General features: G+C 61.9%; 24 protein-coding genes, 1 tRNA gene and 1 pseudogene. 10 read left to right on the forward strand and 16 right to left on the reverse strand.

The window, feature by feature from the left end; translation table 11 throughout:
• A partial coding sequence (locus tag V6M90_RS20265; protein ID WP_332847051.1) for a hypothetical protein occupies positions 1-243 on the reverse strand: 243 nt, incomplete at its 3' end.
• A 90-nt stretch (positions 244-333) separates the two neighbouring features.
• Between V6M90_RS20265 and V6M90_RS20270 the strand changes: the two genes are divergently transcribed.
• Positions 334-1,275, forward strand: a complete 942-nt coding sequence (locus V6M90_RS20270; RefSeq protein WP_332847052.1) for a cupin domain-containing protein — start codon at positions 334-336, stop codon at positions 1,273-1,275.
• Positions 1,276-1,339: 64 nt separating this feature from the next.
• Here V6M90_RS20270 and V6M90_RS20275 read toward each other — a convergent pair.
• Positions 1,340-1,468: pseudogene (locus tag V6M90_RS20275) on the reverse strand (helix-turn-helix domain-containing protein); the annotation flags it as partial.
• Positions 1,469-1,642: 174 nt separating this feature from the next.
• A tRNA-Ser gene (locus tag V6M90_RS20280) sits at positions 1,643-1,733 on the reverse strand.
• A gap of 152 nt (positions 1,734-1,885) precedes the next feature.
• On the opposite strand from V6M90_RS20280, the gene V6M90_RS20285 reads away from it, so the two are divergent.
• The gene (locus V6M90_RS20285; RefSeq protein ID WP_003174664.1) at positions 1,886-2,557 is read left to right on the forward strand and encodes a Bax inhibitor-1/YccA family protein; all 672 of its coding nucleotides are present in this window, start codon (positions 1,886-1,888) and stop codon (positions 2,555-2,557) included.
• Between the two features lie 81 nt (positions 2,558-2,638).
• Here the strand turns inward: V6M90_RS20285 and murB are convergent, their stop codons facing one another.
• The 8 genes from murB to V6M90_RS20325 all read right to left on the reverse strand — a co-directional run bounded on the left by murB (position 2,639) and on the right by V6M90_RS20325 (position 9,770).
• The gene (gene murB / locus V6M90_RS20290) at positions 2,639-3,658 is read right to left on the reverse strand and encodes a UDP-N-acetylmuramate dehydrogenase (protein ID WP_078825176.1); all 1,020 of its coding nucleotides are present in this window, start codon (positions 3,656-3,658) and stop codon (positions 2,639-2,641) included.
• On the reverse strand, positions 3,655-4,119 hold the full coding sequence (locus tag V6M90_RS20295) for a low molecular weight protein-tyrosine-phosphatase (RefSeq protein ID WP_003174666.1): 465 nt from the start codon (positions 4,117-4,119) through the stop codon (positions 3,655-3,657). Before V6M90_RS20295 ends, murB begins: the two co-directional genes overlap by 4 nt.
• Positions 4,119-4,883 carry a 3-deoxy-manno-octulosonate cytidylyltransferase gene (kdsB, locus tag V6M90_RS20300; protein ID WP_332847053.1) on the reverse strand — a complete coding sequence of 255 codons (765 nt, stop codon included), beginning with the start codon at positions 4,881-4,883 and terminating at the stop codon, positions 4,119-4,121. Before kdsB ends, V6M90_RS20295 begins: the two co-directional genes overlap by 1 nt.
• Positions 4,880-5,065, reverse strand: a complete 186-nt coding sequence (locus tag V6M90_RS20305) for a Trm112 family protein (RefSeq protein ID WP_003174668.1) — start codon at positions 5,063-5,065, stop codon at positions 4,880-4,882. The genes kdsB and V6M90_RS20305 overlap by 4 nt, the downstream gene beginning before the upstream one ends.
• Before the next feature lie 23 nt (positions 5,066-5,088).
• Positions 5,089-6,099 (reverse strand): tetraacyldisaccharide 4'-kinase, encoded by a 1,011-nt coding sequence (gene lpxK, locus V6M90_RS20310; RefSeq protein ID WP_141064397.1) that lies wholly within the window; start codon positions 6,097-6,099, stop codon positions 5,089-5,091.
• Positions 6,099-6,527, reverse strand: coding sequence for an ExbD/TolR family protein (locus V6M90_RS20315; RefSeq protein WP_003174670.1), 429 nt, complete (start codon positions 6,525-6,527; stop codon positions 6,099-6,101). The genes lpxK and V6M90_RS20315 overlap by 1 nt, the downstream gene beginning before the upstream one ends.
• Positions 6,524-7,159 (reverse strand): MotA/TolQ/ExbB proton channel family protein, encoded by a 636-nt coding sequence (locus V6M90_RS20320; RefSeq protein ID WP_042944912.1) that lies wholly within the window; start codon positions 7,157-7,159, stop codon positions 6,524-6,526. The genes V6M90_RS20315 and V6M90_RS20320 overlap by 4 nt, the downstream gene beginning before the upstream one ends.
• A 385-nt stretch (positions 7,160-7,544) precedes the next feature.
• Positions 7,545-9,770: a DNA internalization-related competence protein ComEC/Rec2 gene (locus tag V6M90_RS20325; protein WP_332847054.1), complete on the reverse strand. Its 2,226-nt coding sequence runs from the start codon at positions 9,768-9,770 to the stop codon at positions 7,545-7,547.
• Positions 9,771-9,905: 135 nt separating this feature from the next.
• Between V6M90_RS20325 and V6M90_RS20330 the strand changes: the two genes are divergently transcribed.
• On the forward strand, positions 9,906-10,421 hold the full coding sequence (locus V6M90_RS20330; RefSeq protein WP_003174674.1) for a DUF2062 domain-containing protein: 516 nt from the start codon (positions 9,906-9,908) through the stop codon (positions 10,419-10,421).
• Between the two features lie 4 nt (positions 10,422-10,425).
• On the opposite strand, the gene V6M90_RS20335 is transcribed toward V6M90_RS20330, so the two are convergent.
• Both V6M90_RS20335 and V6M90_RS20340 read right to left on the reverse strand, forming a co-directional pair.
• Entirely contained in the window at positions 10,426-11,793 is a 1,368-nt protein-coding gene (locus V6M90_RS20335) for a sensor histidine kinase (RefSeq protein WP_332847055.1), read from the reverse strand.
• Complete coding sequence (locus V6M90_RS20340) at positions 11,783-12,511, reverse strand: response regulator transcription factor (protein WP_332847056.1); 729 nt, start codon at positions 12,509-12,511, stop codon at positions 11,783-11,785. The genes V6M90_RS20335 and V6M90_RS20340 overlap by 11 nt, the downstream gene beginning before the upstream one ends.
• A 205-nt stretch (positions 12,512-12,716) precedes the next feature.
• On the opposite strand from V6M90_RS20340, the gene V6M90_RS20345 reads away from it, so the two are divergent.
• The 4 genes from V6M90_RS20345 to V6M90_RS20360 all read left to right on the forward strand — a co-directional run bounded on the left by V6M90_RS20345 (position 12,717) and on the right by V6M90_RS20360 (position 17,491).
• Positions 12,717-15,470 carry a response regulator gene (locus V6M90_RS20345; RefSeq protein WP_003174677.1) on the forward strand — a complete coding sequence of 918 codons (2,754 nt, stop codon included), beginning with the start codon at positions 12,717-12,719 and terminating at the stop codon, positions 15,468-15,470.
• 118 nt (positions 15,471-15,588) lie between these two features.
• Positions 15,589-16,578 (forward strand): 2-hydroxyacid dehydrogenase, encoded by a 990-nt coding sequence (locus V6M90_RS20350; protein ID WP_305427356.1) that lies wholly within the window; start codon positions 15,589-15,591, stop codon positions 16,576-16,578.
• Between the two features lie 71 nt (positions 16,579-16,649).
• The gene (locus V6M90_RS20355) at positions 16,650-17,090 is read left to right on the forward strand and encodes a hypothetical protein (RefSeq protein ID WP_078733673.1); all 441 of its coding nucleotides are present in this window, start codon (positions 16,650-16,652) and stop codon (positions 17,088-17,090) included.
• The gene (locus V6M90_RS20360; RefSeq protein WP_003174680.1) at positions 17,087-17,491 is read left to right on the forward strand and encodes an META domain-containing protein; all 405 of its coding nucleotides are present in this window, start codon (positions 17,087-17,089) and stop codon (positions 17,489-17,491) included. The genes V6M90_RS20355 and V6M90_RS20360 overlap by 4 nt, the downstream gene beginning before the upstream one ends.
• 81 nt (positions 17,492-17,572) lie before the next feature.
• Here V6M90_RS20360 and V6M90_RS20365 read toward each other — a convergent pair whose 3' ends face one another.
• Positions 17,573-18,034: a TlpA disulfide reductase family protein gene (locus V6M90_RS20365; protein ID WP_003174681.1), complete on the reverse strand. Its 462-nt coding sequence runs from the start codon at positions 18,032-18,034 to the stop codon at positions 17,573-17,575.
• A gap of 115 nt (positions 18,035-18,149) precedes the next feature.
• Between V6M90_RS20365 and arsC the strand changes: the two genes are divergently transcribed.
• The 3 genes from arsC to V6M90_RS20380 are packed head-to-tail and all read left to right on the forward strand — an operon-like array spanning position 18,150 to position 19,505.
• The gene (gene arsC / locus V6M90_RS20370; protein WP_332847057.1) at positions 18,150-18,503 is read left to right on the forward strand and encodes an arsenate reductase (glutaredoxin); all 354 of its coding nucleotides are present in this window, start codon (positions 18,150-18,152) and stop codon (positions 18,501-18,503) included.
• Positions 18,500-19,114: an NAD(P)H:quinone oxidoreductase gene (gene wrbA / locus V6M90_RS20375; protein WP_042944919.1), complete on the forward strand. Its 615-nt coding sequence runs from the start codon at positions 18,500-18,502 to the stop codon at positions 19,112-19,114. The genes arsC and wrbA overlap by 4 nt, the downstream gene beginning before the upstream one ends.
• Positions 19,098-19,505: a DUF2069 domain-containing protein gene (locus V6M90_RS20380; protein WP_003174684.1), complete on the forward strand. Its 408-nt coding sequence runs from the start codon at positions 19,098-19,100 to the stop codon at positions 19,503-19,505. The genes wrbA and V6M90_RS20380 overlap by 17 nt, the downstream gene beginning before the upstream one ends.
• A 52-nt stretch (positions 19,506-19,557) precedes the next feature.
• Here V6M90_RS20380 and V6M90_RS20385 read toward each other — a convergent pair whose 3' ends face one another.
• Positions 19,558-20,229: a DNA-3-methyladenine glycosylase I gene (locus V6M90_RS20385; protein WP_003174685.1), complete on the reverse strand. Its 672-nt coding sequence runs from the start codon at positions 20,227-20,229 to the stop codon at positions 19,558-19,560.
• Positions 20,230-20,296: 67 nt separating this feature from the next.
• Positions 20,297-21,121, reverse strand: coding sequence for a tRNA 2-thiocytidine(32) synthetase TtcA (gene ttcA, locus V6M90_RS20390; RefSeq protein ID WP_332847058.1), 825 nt, complete (start codon positions 21,119-21,121; stop codon positions 20,297-20,299).
• Positions 21,122-21,195: the final 74 nt, after the last annotated feature.

Genomic DNA, 21,195 nt, shown 5'->3' on the forward strand with positions numbered 1-21,195 from the left:
CAGGCCGACCTGGTAAAAGCATGGCCTGCCTGACGGCAGGCCGTTATCGGCCCGCACACAAAAAAACTGACACTCTCGCGTACCTCGCACTTTAAAAGCGTCCCCAAACCAACGACCGCCGAGCTGCCATAAGATCTTACATAGGGTCTTGCGCATCACACTGACCCCAACCTTTAAAAGCCAAAAACGGGAGGGGATCAATACCCCTTTACACATAAGTGATGTGCCGGTGCGGTTCTTCATAGCGCCCTACCAGACTCGTATATTGAATCCACCGTGGCATGCTGGCTCACGCAGCGTGCTGATGATGAGACCCCAAAACGAGACGTCATTATGAACAGTACAATTCAACCGCATTCAAACCTGAACGTAGCTGCACATGAGATCGATGCCGAATACTTCGAGTACAGCAAAGCGGCAAACCCGATCAGCGCGAACTTGATCACCCGCATTCCGTACCAGAGCTTCCCCGCTTCGCTCTATGATTCAGGCCCGTCTCGAACAGTTGCTCTCGACTTGAGCGAAAAACTACAGTGCGAAGGCCCAGCAACCGGCCCAGGTCTTTGCTCTAGTTTTATTCGACTGAACGCCGGCGATGACGTCACATTAGCGCCCAACGCGACCTCACAGGTTCTGTATGTAATCGATGGTAGCGGCAGCCTTTCGTACGGTGAAGAGGCGTTTGAATGGACCAAAGGTTGTTTTATCGCCCTGCCAGGGATGAACAGCACAACCCTGAAGGCGTCGGCGGACGCACGATTCTACTGGGTACATGATGAGCCTCTTCTTCGCTACTTAGGCGTGAGCAGAAGTGAAGACCGCTTCGCTCCGACGCTGTACCCTGCGGATGTCGCATCGGCAAAGCTTCGTGAAGCCGCTGATGACCCACGTGCACAGGATCGCAGCCGCATCAGCATTCTGCTGGGTAACAGCAACTTCCCCCAGACACGCACAGTGACCCATGTGCTGTGGGCTATGTACGGCATCCTCCCCGCCGGCTCGATCCAAAAACCCCACCGGCACCAATCCATCGCACTGGACTTCATCATTGACTGCCCAACCGGGTGCTATTCGCTTGTCGGGACTGAACTGGACGAAAATGGCCATATTCGTCATCCAGAACGCGTAGATTGGACACCAGGGCTGGCGTTCGTCACACCACCTGGCTATTGGCATGCCCACTTCAACGAGTCGGATCGCGAGGCATTTCTGATCCCGATTCAGGATGCAGGTCTACAGACATATCTGCGATCACTGGATATTCGGTTCAGCTAAATGGACGCCCGGTATGGCTAGCTCATACCGTGAACCATCACCATACAGGCGGGTTGACCACGCGATCTTGCTCCAGGTCTTTGATGTAACGCGAGACCGTAGAAGCTCTGATTCCCAAACGCCCTGCGGCTTTGGAGAAGCTGTTCTCATTGGCAGCCTCTACGAAAGCGGTCAGTGCTGCTAGGTAGTCCAAGTGCGCCTCTCTGGTTTTCTGGTGGCCAGCCCGGCAATTCGGGGCATTTGAGCCCTGATTAAGAGTTGCGCAAACCGCCGGAAATGAAGCGCAGACTACCTGGCGCTCAACGACAAGCGTAGAAGAATGCCAGAAACACAAAAGCCCCGCATTGCGGGGCTTTCGTTTGAATCTTGGCGGGAAACCAGGGATTCGAACCCTGGGAACGCTATTAACGTTCGCCGGTTTTCAAGACCGGTGCATTCAACCACTCTGCCAATTTCCCTTTTGCGTCACAGGATTATAGTAGGCCATCCTGTCTCAGCGGGCGCCATAATACCCGAATGAAACACACTGTCAAACTCTCGCCATAGCTTGTTACAGAGCGTCTGTTATGATCTTTGCGACTGAACGTTTCAAAACCGAAGGAGTGTCGCCATGCGCGAACAGAATTACGCAGTGAATGGCAACGCGCAGGCTGAGCAGCTTGAAGTCAGCCGCGTGTTGCGCAACACCTATGGCTTGCTCGCCCTTACCCTCGCCTTCAGCGGTGTAATGGCGTTCGTGGCGCAGCAGATGCGCGTCGGCTATCCGAATATCTTTGTCGTGCTGATCGGCTTCTATGGTCTGTTCTTCCTGACCAACAAGTTGCGCGACTCGGCCTGGGGCCTGGTGTCGGCGTTTGCCTTGACCGGTTTCATGGGCTTTATCCTCGGCCCGATCCTCAACCGTTACCTCGGCATGGCCGGCGGTGCGGAAGTGGTCAGTTCGGCGTTTGCCATGACGGCCCTGGTGTTCGGCGGCCTGTCGGCCTATGTGCTGATCACCCGTAAGGACATGAGCTTCCTGGGCGGCTTCATCACCGCAGGTTTCTTCGTGTTGCTGGCGGCGGTGGTTGCAGGCATGTTCTTCCAGATCAGCGGTCTGCAACTGGCGATCAGCGCAGGTTTTGTGCTGTTCTCCTCGGTGTGCATCCTGTTCCAGACCAGCGCCATCATCCACGGCGGCGAGCGCAACTACATCATGGCAACCGTCAGCCTGTATGTGTCGATCTACAACCTGTTTATCAGCCTGTTGCAGATCTTCGGCATCATGAGCCGCGACGACTGATTGCCAGCCGCATAAAAAATGCCCCGTATCGAAAGATGCGGGGCATTTTTTTACTTATCAAGAACATCAAGAGCCAGGCCGTCAGTACCGGTTGGGTTCCATTTCCAGCTCGACCTTGAAACGTTGGCGGATGTCCTGCTGGATGCGTTCGGCCAAGTGGGCAATGTCGTGCCCCGTGGCGTTGCCATAGTTGACCAGCACCAGCGCCTGCAACGTGTGCACACCCGCGTCACCGTCACGAAAGCCCTTCCAGCCGGCCTTGTCGATCAGCCAGCCGGCAGCGAGCTTCATCTGCCCTTCCGCCTGGGGGTAGGCCACCAGATCCGGGTACTGCGCCTGCAGTTCTTCGGCCAAGGCTTTGGGTACCAGCGGGTTCTTGAAGAAGCTGCCGGCATTGCCCAGCACGGCCGGGTCCGGCAGTTTTTCGCTGCGGATACTACAGATTGCGCGGCTGACATCGCTCGGCGTCGCGTCAGTGATCCCCTGCCCCGCCAGACGCTGTTGCACCGGGCCATAGTCGAGCGTGAGGTGGCGGGTGCGGCTCAGGGCAAAGCGCACCCGCAGGATCAGCCAGCGCCCGGTTTCGTGCTTGAACAGGCTGTCACGGTAGGCGAAGTTGCATTCGTGCAGCGTGAAGTCGCGCAACTCACCGGTGTGGCGGTCCAGGGCGGTGAGGCCGGCGAATACATCCTTGATCTCCACGCCATAGGCGCCGATGTTCTGCATCGGAGCCGCGCCGACGGTGCCGGGGATCAGGCTGAGGTTTTCCAGGCCGCAAAAACCCTGCGCCAGGGTCCACAGTACAAACGGGTGCCAGGCCTCGCCGGCTTCGGCTTCGACCACCACCTGCATGCCATCATCGTGCAGCACACGGATGCCTTGGGTGGCCATCCGCAAGACCAGCGCTGAAATGTCCTGGGTCAGCAGCAGATTGCTACCACCGCCAATGACCAGCAGCGGCAGCGCCTGCGCCTCGGCATAGGCCAAGGCTTCGCGCACATCAGCATCGCTGTGGGCCTCGGCGAACAACCGGGCGCGCACATCGATGCCAAAACTGTTGAATGGCTTGAGCGATACCTGCGCAAGTACTTGCAAGGTCATAACCGCCCCTTCAATTCGATCACCAATAAATCACAGGCCCGTTCGATCAGGTCCAGAACGCGTTCGAAACCTTGTTCGCCTTCGTAGTAAGGATCCGGTACTTCGTCCACTTCGGCGTCATACCGGCGCAGGAACAGGTCCAGCTCAGCCTTGCCCTGCCCCGGCTGCAGCGCCTTGAGGTTGCGCAGGTTGCTGTGGTCCATGGCGAGGATCAGGTCATAGCGCGCAAAATCGGCGCGGGAGACCTGCTGCGCACGTTGCGCCGACAAATCGTAACCGCGCACCAGCGCCGCACGTTGGCTGCGCTGGTCCGGCGGGTTACCGATATGCCATTCACCGGTGCCGGCCGAGGCCACCTCGACCTGACCGGCCAACCCCGCTTCGCGCAATTTATGGCGCAGTACGCCTTCGGCGGTGGGCGAGCGGCAGATATTGCCCAGGCAGACGAACAGGACCTCCATCAGGCCCCCAGCAGACGACGAACGCGGTCGAGGTCTTCCTGGGTGTCGACACCGGCAGGCGGTGCTTCCAGGGCATCCGCCACGTGGATGCGCACGCCATGCCACAAGGCCCGCAGTTGCTCCAGCGATTCGGTGTTTTCCAGCCAGCACGGGCCCCAGTTGACGAAGTCATGCAGGAAACCGGCGCGATAGGCGTAGATGCCGATATGGCGGCGATACGGCACGCCTTCCGGCAGCAGGTCGCGGTTGCGGGCGAAGGCGTCACGTGCCCACGGCAGGGTCGAACGACTGAAAGTCAGGGCCAGGCCGTTGACGTCGCTGACTACTTTAACCACGTTCGGGTTGAACAGCGTTTCAATGTCTTCAATCGGCTCAGCCAGGGTCGCCATGCGCGCCTCGTCATGGGCGGCCAGGTTGGCGGCCACCTGATCGATCACGCTCGGCGGAATCAGCGGTTCGTCACCTTGCACGTTGACCACGATGGCGTCGGGCGCCAGGCCAAGTTGCGCGGCCACTTCGGCCAGGCGGTCGGTGCCGGAATTATGGTCTTCACGGGTCAGTACCGCCTCGGCGCCGAAACCTTTGCAGGCTTCGATGATGCGCGGGTCATCGGTGGCTACCACCACGCGCTCGGCGCTGCTTTTGCAGGCCTGTTCCCACACCAGCTGGATCATCGGCTTGGTGCCGATCAGTTGCAGCGGCTTGCCCGGCAGGCGGGTCGACGCATAGCGCGAGGGAATGACAACGGTAAAGGCTGTGGTCATTTATCCAGGCGCTCATCGGTGGTCAGGGTGCGGGCTTCGCTTTCGAGCATCACCGGGATGCCGTCACGGATCGGATACGCCAGGCCGGCGCCTTTGCTGATCAGCTCGGTCTTATCGGCGCTGAGCTTGAGCGGGCCTTTGCAGATCGGGCAAGCGAGGATGTCGAGCAGTTTGGTGTCCATGAGGGTTTCCTGGAAAGAAGCGTTTAAGGCAAGAGTCGGTCGGGCAGCAGGCGCATCAGTTGCGTGTCGAACCAGGCGACGAACGCCGGCGACGGCAGCGCATCCACCGCAAGGTACCACCAGTCGGGCCGGGCAAAGGCGCGGCACTTCACCGCGTCCTTTTCAGTCATGACCAGTGGCAACGACGGCGTAAAATTCAAGACCTCGGCGCTGTAGGGCGCATGGTCGGCAAACGCATGGGGTATGGGTTGCCAGTGTAGCGTTTCAAGGGTGTTGAAGAAACGTTGTGGATTGCCGATGCCGGCGACCGCATGCACCCGCTGGCCCGGAGCGAAGTGCTCGACGCAGCGGCGCTCGCCGGTCTGCAGGTTGATCAGCGCGCTGGGCTGCAGGCGAAAGGCAAAACCATCGTCGCGATCTGAGCCGGCACCGTTATAAAGCAGCGCATCCACACTCTGCAAACGCTCCACCGGCTCGCGCAATGGTCCGGCCGGCAGGCAACGGCGGTTGCCCAGGCCACGGGCGGCATCGATCAGCACCAACTCCAGGTCGCGAGCCAGACGGTAGTGCTGCAGACCGTCATCGGAAAGGATCAGGTCGAGCGGTTCGCTGGCCAGCAGCGCCTTGACCGCGCGGCTGCGGTCGGGGTCGATCATCAGAGGCACGCCGCAACGCTGCACGATCAGCAGAGGTTCATCCCCCGCGACCTCGGCGCTATGGCTGGCTTCGACACGCCACGGCAACTGCGGCGGCTTGGCGCCATAGCCCCGGCTGACCACGCCGACGCGCAAGCCCGTGCGCCGGCAGTGTTCGATCAACCACAGGATCAGCGGCGTCTTGCCGGTGCCGCCGACAGTGATATTGCCGACCACCACCACCGGCACCGGCGACTGATAAATATCGCCCTCGCCCGCCACGAATCGCGCACGTTTGCGCGCCACGACGCGGCGATACAGGGACTCCAGCGGCCGCAACAGCGCAAGTGCAGGATGGCCCTCATACCAGGCCTTGAGCAAACGATCGGACATGGCCATCAGGGTGGGCTCGCCGCCTCGACCGTGCTCATGCGCAAGTGGCTGAAGCCCAGCTTGCCGGCAGCGTCCATCGCGGTGATCACGGCCTGGTGCTGGGTCTTGCCATCGGCACTGATGGACAGCGGCATCTTGGTATCGCCGCCGGACTCTTTCTCCAGGGCAACCATCAGGCTGGCGAGGTCGTTTTTCTCCAGTACCTGATTATTCACCGAGAACATACCGTCGGCGCTGATGGCGATGTCAATCTGCTTGACCTCCTGGTCTTCGGCCGGCGAACCGCTCACCGCTTCCGGCAGGTCGACACGCAGTTCGGTCTGCCGGGTGAAGGTGGTGGTGACGACAAAAAACAGCAGCAGGATAAACACCACGTCGATCAGCGACGCCAGGTTGATATCGACATTTTCCCGTTGCTTGCGGCGAAATTTCACGCGTTGCCCCCGACCAGGTCCACATCACGGTCGCCCTGCACCACTTCCACCAGCTTGATGGCTTCCTGCTCCATGCCGACCACCAGTTCATCGATGCGCCGTTGCAGGAAACGGTGGAAGAACACCGAAGGAATACCCACCATCAGGCCCGCCGCCGTGGTGATCAGCGCCTTGGAGATACCACCCGCCAGCACCGCGGCGTTGGTGCTCATGCCCGAGCCCATGAACGAGCTGAAGATATCGATCATGCCCAGCACCGTCCCCAGCAAACCGAGCAGCGGGGCCATGGCGGCGATGGTGCCGAGGGCATTGATGTAGCGTTCCAGTTCATGGATAACCCGGGCGGCGGCCTCTTCGATGCACTCTTTCATGATCTCGCGACCATGCTTGGAGTTGGCCAGGCCCGCGGCAAGGATTTCACCCAGCGGCGAGTCGGCGCGCAGGGCCTTGAGTTTTTCCTTGTCCAGCTGCTTGTTCTTGATCCAGCCCCAGACCTGCCCCAGCAGATGCTCGGGGGTGACACGACTGGCGCGCAACGTCCACAGGCGTTCGGCAACAATGCCGAGTGCGGCGATGGAGCTCAAGATGATCGGCAACATCATCCAGCCACCGGATTTGACCAATTCCCACACAGTGAATGTCCCCTCGAAAAAGTGCGCCACTTTACCATATAGGTTCGGCAGCGGGGTTCGTCGGCCATGCACCTCACTGTCACAGGTGCCGGCCGCCGGTCACGCCCGCCTAGGGGGCGTTCTCAATTAGTTTCCACGCCGCGTTGTCGCCTTAAAGCGGGCCAGGCAAGGCGCAGGCCGCTGGGAATGGTGTTCCCTTTCCAAGGCCTGCAACGCAGCATGGCCCGCTTTAAGGCACAACCCGAAGGGCCGGGCCTGCTGTTGTGCAGGGCTGCGTTGCTCGAAGCTTATTTGGAATGACCAAACCACGCTTCTCGCGCCTTGCCCTGCACAACAACAACAACAACAAGCCCGGCGCGGTGTGGAAACTAATTGAGAACGCCCCCTAGGGTAACCGCTCGCGCCAGAAACGCCGTTGACTGCGCGCAACGATTGGGGGTGCAAACGCGCCCAGTTGCAGGCGAATGGCTCCCTGTTCGGCGCTGTCGTAAACGTGGCTGCCCAGCGCCTGGTAGCGCTGCAGCACTTGCGGGTGAGGATGACCGAAGGCATTGCCACGGCCCCTGGAAATCAGCACCGATGCCGGGGCCAGTTGCTGCACGAAGGGCCAGGACGACGAACTGTGGCTGCCATGGTGCGGCGCTTGCAGCCAATCGGTGCGCACGGCCAGCGGCGAGGCGAGAAACGCCCGTTCGGCGGCGCGATCGATATCCCCGGTGAGCAGCAGCCGCTCGCCATTGGCCTGCACCTGCAATACGCAGGATTTCGGGTTGCCAGTGATAGCTTCAGGCCATTGCCATAGTTCGAATTGCACACCGTCCCACACCCACCGTTCACCGCTGACACACGGCTGAGTCGCGAGAAAGGTCGGCAGCCCCTCGGTTTCTCCGCCCACCACCCGTTTGATCGACACCCCCCGAGCAACAGCGGCAGCGCCACCGGCATGATCGGCGTCCGCATGGCTAAGCAGCATCATGTCCAGCGTCCCGACCCCGAGTTTCTTCAACGTCGGCAGCACCACCCGAGCGCCAAGGTCAACCGCTCCCGAGCGCGGGCCCGCATCGTAGAGCAAGGCATGATGACGGGTGCGCAGGATCAGCGCCTGGCCCTGCCCCACATCCAGCTGCTCCACCTCCACCCGCCCATGGGGCACCGGCTCGCGCGGTGGAAACACCGCCAACAGCAGCATCGGCCAGCCCAACAGGCGAAACGGCACGCCTTTGGGCAACAGCAACAATATCGCGCCCGCCAGGCTCACGCACCAATACCCCAAGGGCACCTCGGCCGGTATCCAGGCGGGCACTTGCCCAGCGAGCCATGCCAATCCCTGGAACAAGCCATCCAGCGCTCCACCCGCCAGCCACACAATCCCCGCCCCCAGAAACGGCACCCACAGCAACGCCGTCCCCAGCAATGCCAGCGGCAACACCACCAGGCTGATCCACGGCACCGCAACCAGATTGGCCAGCGGTGCACTGACGCTGACAGGCAACCCCAACACCAGCAATACGGGAAACAGACCAATGGCAATCAACCACTGGGGACGGGTCCAGGCCTGCCAGGCACTCCAGGGGCCCAAGCGCCCGCCGAACGCCAGGACCAGCACGGCGACCGCCGCGAACGACAACCAGAACCCCGGCTGCAAACTGGCCAACGGCTCAAGCACAAGCACCCCATTGAGTGCCAGCAACAGCGGCCACCACAGCCCCAGATGACGAAAACGCAAACGCCACACCAACACCAGGCCCACCATCACGCAGGCGCGCTGCACCGGCACGCCGAACCCCGCCAGCAGGCCATAGCCCAGCGCGGCGGCAAACGCCAGGCCACAGGCCCAGGGTAACCACGGCCAGGACCGCGGCCAGCACCCATACCGCGCCAGCAGCGCGACCACCCCGTAGACCAACCCCGCCAGCAGCCCGATGTGCTGCCCGGAAATGACCAGCAGGTGCACGGTGCCGGTGGCCTGCAATACGTGCCAGTCATCGAAGGCCAATCCGGAACCATCGCCCAGCACCAGGGCGGCCAGCCCCGCCTCACGGCCCTGCGCATCCACCGCCATCAACCGCTGGCGAACGCTGTCGCGCCAGGCATTGCGCGCCGGCGTCAAACGCTCACCGTCCTTCACCGAGCCCGTCGCGCCGATGCGCTGGGCCAGCAGCCAGGCTTCCCGGTCAAAGCCATGGAAATTAAGCAGCCCGGAGGGTCGCTTGAGGGTCACTGCCAAACGCCAGCGCTCACCGCTGCGCACCGTCGGTCCGCCATGCCAGGACACTCGGATACGCTTGGGCAACCGCGCCTTGCGTGACCGGCTGTCGGACAGTTCAAAACGCACACTGTCACCGGTTTGCTGCGCCAGCCCACTGACACGTCCTTCCACCCAGCGCGTCTGGCCGTCGAGGGACGGTGCCAGGCGGTCATCGAGCGCCCCTTGCGCGCTGATGCATGCCCAGCTCAGCCCCAGCAGGAAAAACGCCAACGGGTAAGTGCGAAACGGCAACAGCATCAGCGCCAGTACCAACAGGGCTATCAGCCAGCCGGTGGACGGCAGCGCCGGCAGCAACCCCAAAGTGAGCAGCCCCAGCGCAAGCGCAAACATCCCTGTTTTCATGGATCATCCCTTTCAAGTGATCCACTCAGTCTTAATCAGGGATTCGATGGCGCTTATGATGTTTTGTCACAAAGTCTGAATTTTCTGTTTATAGAATGCGCGCATACTTGCCCCTCGAACTGACCTGGACCCCTTATGCCCCGGCGCTTATTCAAACGGTACATGCCCGACCCCACCAGTATCAGGGAACACAAGTCATTACAGTTTCTTGGCACCTTGCTGCATGACCCGAACCTATGGCATCTCAATCGACACTCAGTGGCACGCGCCATGGCGGTGGGTTTGTTCGCGGCGTTTATCCCGATTCCGTTGCAGATGCTGCTGGCGGCAGTGCTGGCGATCACCGTGCGCGGCAATATGCCCATCGCCATCAGCCTGGTGTGGCTGACCAACCCGATCACCATGCCGGTGGTGTTCGTGTGCACGTATTTGACCGGCGCCTGGTTGATGAACGTACCGCCACGCAGCCTGCCCGATGACCTGAGCTGGGAATGGATCAGCGGTCAATTGAGTACGCTGTGGCAACCGTTCCTGCTGGGTTCGGTAGTGTTGGGGCTGGTGTTGGGCGCGCTGGCCTATTGCCTGACCATGGGCTACTGGCGCTGGTGGGTCGCGCACCAGTGGAAGAAACGCAAGCAGCGTCGCGGTTGAAAACCTAGCGCGCCGGCAAACGCAGATGGACGCGCAAACCCTGGCCGGTATTTTCCGCCCACAGGCTGCCGTCCTGACGCTGCAAGGCATTGCGCGCGATGCTCAAGCCAAGGCCAAAGCCGCCATCCCCTGGCCGAGACCCTTCGAGCCGGGTAAACGGCGCGAAAATCCGCTCCAGATCCTCGTCATCAATCCCACCGCCCTGGTCTTCCAGCCATAGGTGCCAGTACTCGCCATCCCGCTGCCCATCGAGGCATACCACTGCGTCCTGTGGGGAATGGCGTATGGCGTTGCGCAGGATATTTTCCAGGGCCTGGGCCAAGGCATTCAAATTGCCCCGCACCCAACACTGCGCGCCCAACAAACACGGCAGGCGCGATACAGGCCAATCGCTTTCAAAGCACGCGTTCTCACGCAGCATGTCCCACAGGGCCAGAACCTGGATATCTTCCTTGGGCAGCGGCGTCCGCTCTGCATCCAGCCAGGCCAGTTGCAGGCTGTCGTCCACCAGTCGCTGCATGGCATCAATCTCGCGCCCCAGCCGTTCGCGCAGTTGCGCCAGGTTCTGCTCACTGTCGCAGGCCACTCGCAGACGGCTCAACGGTGTGCGCAGTTCATGGGACATGTCCCGCAGCAACTGCTGTTGCAACACCACCGTGCCCTGCAAGCGCTCGGACATATGATCGAAGGCCCGCCCCAGTTCGCCCAGCTCGTCCTGGCGGCTGGTGGCATCGTGGGACATGCGCGTATTCAACTGATCCGCGCGCCAGGCATTGGCCTGCTCGCGCAGTTGATTGAGCGGCATGATCAACAGCCGATAGAGGCCGATGCACAGCAACAGGGTAAACAGGCCGGGGATCACACCGTTGGTCAGCACCCGCCAGAACACCTGGTAACGCCCCGGCATAAAGCGTTGCGGCAATTCGATCACCAGCGAGCCAGCGCTGGGGTCGGCCGCAAACGGGATCTTCAACCACGGCAAGCCCTTTACATGACGGCTGACCGGCCAATCCAGGCCGCGCAGGAATGTCAGGCGCTGGCTTTCGGCGTCGGTCAGCGGGTAACTGCTCAACGATTGCAAGTCATTGCCGATCACGCCGATCCACGTGCTTTCGCGCTTGCCCGTCGCCTGCAGCCACGCATCGACGCCGGCACTGCCGTCACGGTTCCAGGCCTGCTCGGCACTCACGGCATACCCACTCAAGGTGATCCGGGCCTCGTCCGACAGGTAGGCATTCTTCTGCTCCATGTACCGGCCCCAGGACCAACTGAGCCAGATCATCAACAAACAGAAGGCGATCAACAGGCAGGCCAGTTTCCAGAATAACGAATGCTTGCCCGGCAACCGCTTCAGTGAAGTCTCAAAACCCATCGGCGTGCCCGCTCAGCACGTAGCCCTTGCCCCACACCGTACGCACTTCGCGCTCGCTGTAGCCGATGACCTTGAGCTTGCGGCGGATCTGGCTGATATGCATGTCCAGACTGCGGTCATGGGGGGCATAGCCGCGTTGCAATACATGCTGGTACAGGAAGGCTTTGCTGAGGACTTCCTCCGCACTGCTATGCAGGGTTTCGAGCAGACGATATTCGCTGCGCGTCAGGCCGGCCGAATGTCCCAGGAAGGAGACATCGCACACTTCATCATCGAACCGCAGAGTCCGCGCATCGTCGCGCGCAGGGGCTCGTGCGGACAACGGACGACGATCCAGCGCGACCCGGCGCAGGATGGCCTCGATGCGCACCCGCAGTTCGACCATGCTGAAGGGCTTGGGCAGGTAGTCATCGGCGCCCAGGCGAAACCCACTGACGCGGTCAGCTTCGGCGCCCAGGGCGGACATCAGAATCACCGGGATCGAATGGCTCTGGCGCAAATGGGTCAGGATCGACAAGCCATCCAGTCCCGGCAGCAGGATATCCATCAACACCACGTCAAATGCCTGGTCACGTGCCATTTGGAGGCCCTGCCGGCCGTTCCGGCACCAGGTGACCTGAAAGCCACAGCGCCCCAGATGCTCATGGACATAGGCGCCCAGCACGGGGTCATCTTCGATGGTCAGGATACTGGGTAGGCTAACTGCTGCGGGATTCATTAGCGTCTGCAAGTCATTCTCAATCGCTGATTATTCAAGATTACCCCGCAGCAGGCAATCGCCACTCGACGCCCAACGGCCCGAAGATTGCGGTATGTCATTAATTTGCAAGATTCCACCCCGTGCAAATGGCTACACTGCGCAGGTGGCGCGGGCCGGATGCCGGCGCAGACTATTGAAACCAGCGTGGTAGCAGGAGAGTGGCGTGCTTAGAAGAATGGGGATAAAAGGCCGCGTACTGTTGCTGACCTTATTACCGACCAGCCTGATGGCGCTGCTGTTGGGGGGCTATTTCACCTGGATGCAGCTCTCTGAGCTGCAAGCCCAATTGCTGCAGCGCGGCGAAATGATCGCCGAGCAATTGGCGCCGCTGGTTGCGCCTGCGCTGAGCGGGCGCAACACCGAACTGCTGGAACGCATCGCCACGCAATCGCTGGAACAGCCGGATGTACGCACGGTGTCGTTCCTCGCGCCGGACCGCACTCCCCTCGCCCATGCCGGCCCGACCATGCTCAACCAGCCGCCCGTCGGCAACAGTTCGCATTTATTGCAACGCACCGGCAACGACGCCACCCGTTACCTGCTGCCGGTGTTTGGCCGTCACCGCAACCTGGCGGGCGATGTGATCCCCGATGAAGCGGACCGCCTGCTGGGCTGGGTCGAGGTGGAGCTGTCCCATAACGGCATGCTGCTGCGCGGCTATCGCAGTTTGTTCGCCAGCCTGCTGCTGGTTGCCCTTGGCCTGATCTGCACCGCCGCCCTCGCGCTGCGCATCAGCCGCACGATCAATGCGCCGATCGGGCAGATCAAGCAAGCCGTGGCCCAACTCAAGGACGGTAACCTGGAAACGCGTCTGCCGCCCTTGGGCAGCCAGGAACTGGACCAGCTCGCCTCGGGCATCAACCGCATGGCCGAAACCCTGCAAAACGCCCAGGAAGAACTGCAGCACAGCATCGAACAGGCCACGGAGGACGTGCGCCAGAACCTGGAAACCATCGAAATCCAGAACATCGAACTGGACCTGGCGCGCAAGGAGGCCCTGGAGGCCAGCCGTATCAAGTCGGAATTCCTGGCCAACATGAGCCACGAAATCCGCACGCCGCTCAACGGCATCCTCGGTTTTACCCACCTGCTGCAAAAAAGCGAACTGACGCCGCGCCAGCTCGACTACCTGGGTACCATCGAGAAATCCGCCGACAATCTGCTGGGCATCATCAACGAAATCCTCGACTTCTCGAAGATCGAGGCCGGCAAGCTGGTGCTCGACAGCATCCCCTTCAACCTGCGCGACCTGCTGCAAGACACCCTGACCATCCTCGCCCCCGCCGCCCATGCCAAGCAGCTGGAACTGGTGAGCCTGGTCTACCGCGACACGCCGCTGTCACTGGTGGGCGACCCGTTGCGCCTCAAGCAGATCCTCACCAACCTGATCAGCAATGCGATCAAGTTCACCCGCGAAGGCACCATCGTGGCCCGCGCGATGATCGAGGACGAGCAGGAGGACAACGTGCAACTGCGCATCAGCGTGCAGGACACCGGCATCGGCCTGTCCAGCCAGGATGTGCGCGCCTTGTTCCAGGCGTTCAGCCAGGCCGACAACTCGTTGTCGCGCCAGCCCGGCGGCACGGGGCTGGGACTGGTGATCTCCAAGCGCCTGATCGAGCAGATGGGCGGCGAAATCGGCGTCGACAGCACACCGGGCGAAGGCTCGGAGTTCTGGATCAGCCTGAACCTGCCCAAGACCCGCGACGACGTCGAAGACCTGCCGTGCGCGCCGTTGCTGGGCCACCGTGTGGCGGTACTGGAAAACCATGAGCTGGCGCGCCAGGCCCTGCAACATCAACTGGAAGACTGCGGCCTGGAAGTCACGCCGTTCAATACCCTGGAAAACCTGACCAACGGCATCACCAGCGCCCATCAGACCGAGCAGGCCATCGACCTGGCGGTACTCGGCGTGACCGCCAACGACATACCGCCCGAGCGCCTCAACCAACACCTTTGGGACTTGGAACACCTGGGTTGCAAAGTGCTGGTGCTGTGCCCCACCACCGAACAGATGCTGTTCAACCAGTCAGTGCCCAACCCCAACAGCCAGTTGCAGGCCAAACCTGCGTGCACACGCAAACTGCGCCGGGCGTTGTCCGACCTGATCAGCCCACGCCCGTCGCGCAGTGAGCAGGGCGAACCCCTGGCCAGCCGTGCGCCTCGCGTATTGTGCGTGGACGACAACCCGGCGAACCTGTTGCTGGTGCAGACCTTGCTCGAAGACATGGGCGCCAAGGTGTATGCGGTCGAAAGCGGTTACGCCGCGGTCGACGCAGTGAAACTGGACACCTACGACCTGGTATTGATGGACGTGCAGATGCCCGGCATGGACGGTCGCCAGAGCACCGAGGCGATCCGCCAATGGGAAAGTGAGCGCCATGGCACGCCATTGCCGGTGGTGGCCCTGACCGCCCACGCCATGGCCAACGAAAAACGCGCCTTGCTGCAAAGCGGCATGGACGATTACCTGACCAAGCCCATCAGCGAGCGGCAGCTGGCCCAGGTGGTGCTGAAATGGACCGGGTTGGCCCTGCGCAATCAGGGGCCGGAGCGCTCAGTCGACGGCCTGCCCCCTGGCGTGCGCCTGCCAGTGCTGGACCACGAAGAGGGCCTGCGCCTGGCCGCGGGCAAGGCCGACCTGGCCGCCGACATGCTTGCCATGCTGCTGGCCTCGCTGGAGGCCGATCGCCAGGCCATTCATGTGGCGCGCGATGCCAATGACAACAACGCCTTGATCGAACGCGTCCACCGCTTGCACGGCGCCACCCGTTACTGCGGCGTGCCGCAACTGCGCGCCGCCTGCCAGCGTGCCGAAACCCTGCTCAAGCAGAACGACGCCAAGGCCATGAACGCCCTGGACGAACTGGACATGGCGATCGCACGGCTGGCCAGCGAGGCGCGGGTCAGCGCTTGATACCTATGAAACCGGTTTTTTGTGGTGAGCGAGCCGGCCTCGCGCGGGGCAAGCCCGCTTACCACAAAAAAAACCGCGCATAAGGGACTTCACCTAATCACTGCAGGGAGCTTTTTTGATGCGCGTCATTCTATTCAGCAGCCAGACCTACGACCGCGACAGTTTCCTCGGCGAACCCTTGCCGCCCGGCCTGGCGCTGCAATTCCAACCCGCCCGGCTGAACCTGGACACCGTGGCCCTGGCCGAGCACCACGAAGTGGTCTGCGCCTTTATCAACGACGATCTCAGCGCACCCGTGCTGGAACACCTGGCCCAGGGCGGCACCCGGCTGATCGCCCTGCGCTCGGCCGGTTATAACCATGTCGACCTGGCAGCCGCCAAGCGCCTGGGGCTAAGCATCGTGCGCGTACCTGCCTATTCACCGCATGCCGTGGCCGAACACGCGGTGGCCCTGATCCTCGCCCTCAACCGTCGTCTGCACCGCGCCTACAACCGCACCCGCGATGGCGACTTCAGCCTGCATGGCCTGACCGGTTTCGACCTGGTGGGCAAGACCGTCGGCGTGGTCGGCACCGGCCAGATCGGCGCGACCTTCGCCAAAATCATGGCCGGCTTCGGCTGCACATTGCTGGCCTGTGACCCCTTCCCCAACCCGCAGGTCCAGGCCCTGGGCGCACGCTACGTGAGCCTGGCCGAACTGCTGGCCGAGGCGCAGATCGTCAGCCTGCATTGCCCGCTCACCGCCGACAGCAAGCACTTGATCAACGCCCGTTCGCTGGCGCGGATGCAGCCCGGCGCAATGCTGATCAACACCGGCCGCGGCGGCCTGGTGGACACCCCGGCGTTGATCGAAGCGCTCAAGGACGGCCAACTCGGCTACCTGGGGCTGGATGTGTACGAGGAAGAAGCCCAGCTGTTTTTCGAAGACCGTTCGGACCTGCCCCTGCAGGACGACGTGCTGGCGCGTCTGCTGACCTTCCCCAACGTGATCATCACCGCGCACCAGGCGTTCCTCACCCGCGAGGCGCTGGCAGCGATTGCCGGCACTACTCTGGCCAACATTGCCGCATGGGCCGATGGCCGGGCGCAGAACCTCGTCGAAGGATGATCAGCGGTCACATACCAGGCTCATGATCATCAGGCACCCGTGATAGGATGCCGCGCCTATTTGGAGGATCCATGGCCGAACACGATTTCCGCTTCAGCTTGCTGAGCCCGCAACACACCCTGATCGAATGCCGCGCCCTGGTGCCGGGCCGTTACCAGGTCACCGGCAACGGTGGCTCGATCAAGCATGGCGACGTACTGATCGTCACCCTGCGCGGCAGTAAAACCCTGTCGATGCGCCTGACCGTCGAAGGAGACGCGCGCTACTCCATCCGCCCGGCGGGCCAGTGGGTCGCCATGGCCCAGGGGCCAAAGTTCGGCGAGCTGGAGATCCACACCTGGAAGGTCAACTGCGACAGCTGCGACGCGGTGCTGGAATTTGAATTCGCGGTGGAAACCAAGCTGACCAAAGAGCCCCTGCAACCGGCCGCCAATGCGCGCATCAAAGAATTGGGCTGGGCCAGCGAAGGCGACAAGCACCGCTGCCCGAAATGCCAGAAGGCAGCGAAATGAGACGCCTGCTGCTGCTCGCCGCCGTCGGTGCGGCCCTCAATGGTTGCGCCGGTGATGCGGTCAAGCTCAAGCAGGATCACAGCTACGTGGTGGAATGGATCGGTGAGCGGCCCTTGATGGATTACGCACACCTGACCGTCACGCTCGGCGCCGATGGTCGCGCCTATGGCAATGGCGGTTGCAACCACTGGTTTGCGCCGTACACCCTGGACGGCAACACGCTCAGCTTCGGCAAGTTGGGCAGCACCCGCAAGCTCTGCGGCGAAGCGTTGATGGAGCAAGAACAGCGCTTCTTCCAGGCCCTGCAAGGCGTGCAACGCTGGGACATCTCGCCGATCGAGCAGACGCGCTTCTGGCCGGCCGAGGGCAAGCCGATTCGCTTGTGGCTTGAAGAAGGCTGATTGCACCGCTCTGACGGTTGGTGAAATCCAAATGTGGGAGGGGGGGCAACCCCCCTCTCACCTTTGATTGGGGCAAATTCTCTAGCCGCGCAGGGCCTTGAGCTTGGCCAACACCCCCTCCGCCGTCTGCTCGCCCATCAACTGCTCACGCACCTTGCCCTTGTCATCGATGATGTAGGTGACCGGCAACGCCTCGCTGCGCGGAATATCAAAAATCACTTCCGGATTCTGTGCCAGTACGGTGAACTTGATGCCCAGTTTTTCGCTGGCCGCCTTCAATTCTTCACCCTGCACATTGTCGAAGTTGACCCCGAACACCCCCACGTTCTGCGCCTTGAGCTGTTCGGCCAGGGCATTGAGTTCCGGGATTTCCGTGCGGCACGGGCCGCACCACTCCGCCCAGTAGTTGACCACCAGCCATTGCTTGTCCAAGCGTTCGGCCGCGACTTTCTGGCCGTACTGGTCAACACCGTAGTCATTCCCGCAGCCGCTGAGCAGCAGGGTTGTGATGATCGCCAATGCACCGATCAGTCGCCTTGTCATGGGGTATTCCTTCGCAAAAATGAACGTTGGCTGCGACCTATCGCCTCTTACGGTTTAAGGACGGGGTGCCGCGCGGGTAGAATACCCGCCACCTTACGCAAGATGCGACCCGCACATGACCGATCTGACGCTTTATCACAACCCGCGCTGCTCGAAATCCCGCGGTGCGCTCGAACTGCTCGAAGCCCGCGGCCTCGCCCCCACCGTGGTGCGCTACCTGGAAACGCCGCTGAACACCGCGCAAATCAAGGCCCTGCTCGCCAAGCTCGGCCTCGGCGCGCGTCAACTGCTGCGCACCGGCGAAGACGAATACAAAAGCCTCAACCTGGCCGACGCCAGCCTCAGCGAAGCGCAACTGATCGCCGCCATCGCCGAGCACCCCAAGTTGATGGAACGCCCGATCCTGGAAACCGCCGACAAGGCCATCATCGGCCGCCCACCGGAACGCGTACTGGAGATTCTGCCGTGACCACACCGTATGTGCTGGTGTTGTATTACAGCCGCAACGGCTCGGTCAGCGAAATGGCCCGGCAAATTGCCCGGGGCATCGAGCAGGGCGGGATGGAAGCGCGCTTGCGCACCGTGCCGGCGATCTCCACCGAGTGCGAAGCCGTGGCGCCGAGCATTCCGGACGAAGGCGCGCTGTATGCAAGCCTCGACGACCTGAAGCACTGCTCGGGCCTGGCCCTGGGCAGTCCGACGCGTTTCGGCAACATGGCCGCGCCGCTCAAGTACTTCCTGGATGGCACCAGCAACCTGTGGCTCACCGGTGCCCTCGTCGGCAAGCCGGCTGGCGTGTTCACCTCCACCGCCAGCCTGCACGGCGGCCAGGAAACCACGCTGATGTCGATGTTGTTGCCGCTGTTGCACCACGGCATGCTGATCACCGGCCTGCCCTACAGCGAACAGGCGTTGCTCGACACCCAGGGCGGCGGCACGCCGTATGGCGCCAGCCACCATTCCGGGCCGGACGGCAAGCGCATGCTCGATCAACACGAAATCACCTTGTGCCGGGCCTTGGGCTTGCGCCTGGCAACTACCGCCACGCTGCTGGAGAACGGCCGTGGCCAGAAAACCTAAAGTCCTGCCGTCCCAGGCGTGGCTGGAGCCGCGCGTCAAGATTGCACGCGCCTTGAGCCTGCTGGCGTTGTTCGCGTTGGTGGGGTTGCTGTGCGTGTATTACCTGTTCGTAGCCGACCTGCACGGCGCGCGACCGTGGGTGATCCTGCTGATCGAACTCGTGCCGTTGCTGGTGCTCGCGCCGGGAATGCTGATCGGCAGCGCGCGCGGGCATTCGTGGATGTGCTTTGCGGTGAACCTGTATTTCATCAAGGGCGCGCTGGCGGCGTATGACCCGAACCGGCAAATGTTCGGGGTGCTGGAGATGCTGGCAAGCCTGGCGGTGTTCTGTACGGCGCTGTTGTATGTGCGCTGGCGGCACCAGTTGAATCGGCGGCTGGCGGCGGCCTGATAGAGAGTTGGCGCCGGACAGTCAGTCTTCGCGAGCAAGCCTCACCTCAACCTCAGTGATTCACCGTATACGCCAGCATCATCGACAACTGGCACATCGGCCGCCCACTCTCGGCATGCCACTGGTTGAACGCGCCCTGCACCGTCGCCAGGTCGCGCAGGCTGGTGGGCGCCTTGTCGACGATCTTCTGTGCATTAAGGGCGGCCACCACGTCATAGCTGGGCACGAAGGTATCCTTGCCCACCATGCGCAAGAAGCGCGGAGCCGACAGCCCGCCCAACTGGTGGCCATGCTTGCTCAGGTACTTCCACAGCCCGACGATGTCGGTCACCGGCCAGTCAGCGATAAACGCGCCGAAGCTGCCCTTTTCCTGCTCGATATCCAGGACCATCTGCGCATTGCGCGGCACGCTCTTGAGCTTGCCCAGATGCCGGATAATGCGCGTGTCCTGCATCAGGCGCTCCAGGTGCTCGGCGCCCATCAGTACGACTTTTTCCGGATCGAAGCCGAAGAACACCTGCTCGAACGCCGGCCATTTGGCGTCCACCACACTGTGCTTCAAACCGGCGCGGAATACCCGCAGGGCCAGGGTCGACAGGTAGCGATCATCGCTGATCTTGCGCAATTGCGCCGCAGTCTTGGGTACAGGCAGGTGGGCGTCCAGTTCGGCGGCCGAACCGAAGCGGTTCAGACAGTATTCGTGCAACCACTTGTAATCGCGCATGCCCTCTCCTGGCAATTCAATTGAAAACGGCGCTCGCAAGCGCCGTGTGTCAGAGCATTGGAGTCGCTCAGAGGTTCACTACATTGACGAAGCGCGACGCCGCCGTTTCGTCGATCTTCAGGCTGGTAAAGTCGAACAGGTTGCGGTCGGCCAGCTGTGACGGGATCACGTTCTGCAGGCTGCGGAAGATGCTTTCGGTTCGGCCCGGCGTCTTGCGCTCCCAATCCAGCAGCATCTCCTTGACCACCTGGCGCTGCAGGTTTTCCTGGGAGCCGCACAGGTTGCACGGGATGATCGGAAACTGCTTGAGGTCGGAGTAGGCCTGGATGTCCTTCTCGTTGCAATACGCCAGCGGGCGAATCACCACGTTACGCCCGTCATCGGCACGCAGCTTGGGCGGCATGGCCTTGAGCGAGCCGTTGAAGAACATGTTCAGGAAGAAGGTCTCGACGATGTCGTCGCGATGATGCCCCAGGGCCATCTTGGTCGCGCCGATCTCATCGGCAAACGTATAGAGCGTGCCACGGCGCAGGCGCGAGCACAGTGAGCAGGTGGTCTTGCCTTCAGGAATAAGCTCCTTGACCACCGAATAGGTGTCTTTTTCGACGATGTGGTACTCGACGCCCAGCGCTTTAAGGTAGGCCGGCAGCACATGCTCGGGAAAGCCCGGTTGTTTCTGGTCCATGTTGACGGCAACGATCTCGAACTGGATCGGCGCGACCTTTTGCAGGTGCAGCAGCACATCGAGCAGGGTGTAGCTGTCTTTGCCGCCGGAGAGGCAGACCATGACCTTGTCGCCGTGCTCGATCATGTTGAAATCGGCGACCGCTTCACCGGTCAGACGGCGCAGGCGTTTTTGCAGTTTGTTCTGATTGACCGTAAGAGTGCCCATGGCGCTTGGATCCGCTGGAGGTGTGTGACAAAAAGCGCAGCATTTTACCTTCATGGACGAGCGAGTTCCATTAC

This window comes from Pseudomonas lactucae, assembly GCF_036688725.1.
Classification (GTDB): Bacteria; Pseudomonadota; Gammaproteobacteria; order Pseudomonadales; family Pseudomonadaceae; genus Aquipseudomonas; species Aquipseudomonas lactucae.

Coding starts and splice junctions, on each gene's coding strand:
- V6M90_RS20355 (WP_078733673.1), top strand. CDS start 16,650: ATGGCCGAACACGATTTCCGCTTCAGCTTGCTGAGCCCGCAACACACC.
- V6M90_RS20360 (WP_003174680.1), top strand. CDS start 17,087: ATGAGACGCCTGCTGCTGCTCGCCGCCGTCGGTGCGGCCCTCAATGGT.
- murB (WP_078825176.1), bottom strand. CDS start 3,658: ATGACCTTGCAAGTACTTGCGCAGGTATCGCTCAAGCCATTCAACAGT.
- lpxK (WP_141064397.1), bottom strand. CDS start 6,099: ATGGCCATGTCCGATCGTTTGCTCAAGGCCTGGTATGAGGGCCATCCT.
- V6M90_RS20330 (WP_003174674.1), top strand. CDS start 9,906: ATGCCCCGGCGCTTATTCAAACGGTACATGCCCGACCCCACCAGTATC.
- arsC (WP_332847057.1), top strand. CDS start 18,150: ATGACCGATCTGACGCTTTATCACAACCCGCGCTGCTCGAAATCCCGC.
- V6M90_RS20295 (WP_003174666.1), bottom strand. CDS start 4,119: ATGGAGGTCCTGTTCGTCTGCCTGGGCAATATCTGCCGCTCGCCCACC.
- V6M90_RS20365 (WP_003174681.1), bottom strand. CDS start 18,034: ATGACAAGGCGACTGATCGGTGCATTGGCGATCATCACAACCCTGCTG.
- V6M90_RS20285 (WP_003174664.1), top strand. CDS start 1,886: ATGCGCGAACAGAATTACGCAGTGAATGGCAACGCGCAGGCTGAGCAG.
- V6M90_RS20350 (WP_305427356.1), top strand. CDS start 15,589: ATGCGCGTCATTCTATTCAGCAGCCAGACCTACGACCGCGACAGTTTC.
- V6M90_RS20385 (WP_003174685.1), bottom strand. CDS start 20,229: ATGCGCGATTACAAGTGGTTGCACGAATACTGTCTGAACCGCTTCGGT.
- kdsB (WP_332847053.1), bottom strand. CDS start 4,883: ATGACCACAGCCTTTACCGTTGTCATTCCCTCGCGCTATGCGTCGACC.
- V6M90_RS20340 (WP_332847056.1), bottom strand. CDS start 12,511: ATGAATCCCGCAGCAGTTAGCCTACCCAGTATCCTGACCATCGAAGAT.
- V6M90_RS20270 (WP_332847052.1), top strand. CDS start 334: ATGAACAGTACAATTCAACCGCATTCAAACCTGAACGTAGCTGCACAT.
- ttcA (WP_332847058.1), bottom strand. CDS start 21,121: ATGGGCACTCTTACGGTCAATCAGAACAAACTGCAAAAACGCCTGCGC.
- V6M90_RS20335 (WP_332847055.1), bottom strand. CDS start 11,793: ATGGGTTTTGAGACTTCACTGAAGCGGTTGCCGGGCAAGCATTCGTTA.
- V6M90_RS20305 (WP_003174668.1), bottom strand. CDS start 5,065: ATGGACACCAAACTGCTCGACATCCTCGCTTGCCCGATCTGCAAAGGC.
- V6M90_RS20325 (WP_332847054.1), bottom strand. CDS start 9,770: ATGAAAACAGGGATGTTTGCGCTTGCGCTGGGGCTGCTCACTTTGGGG.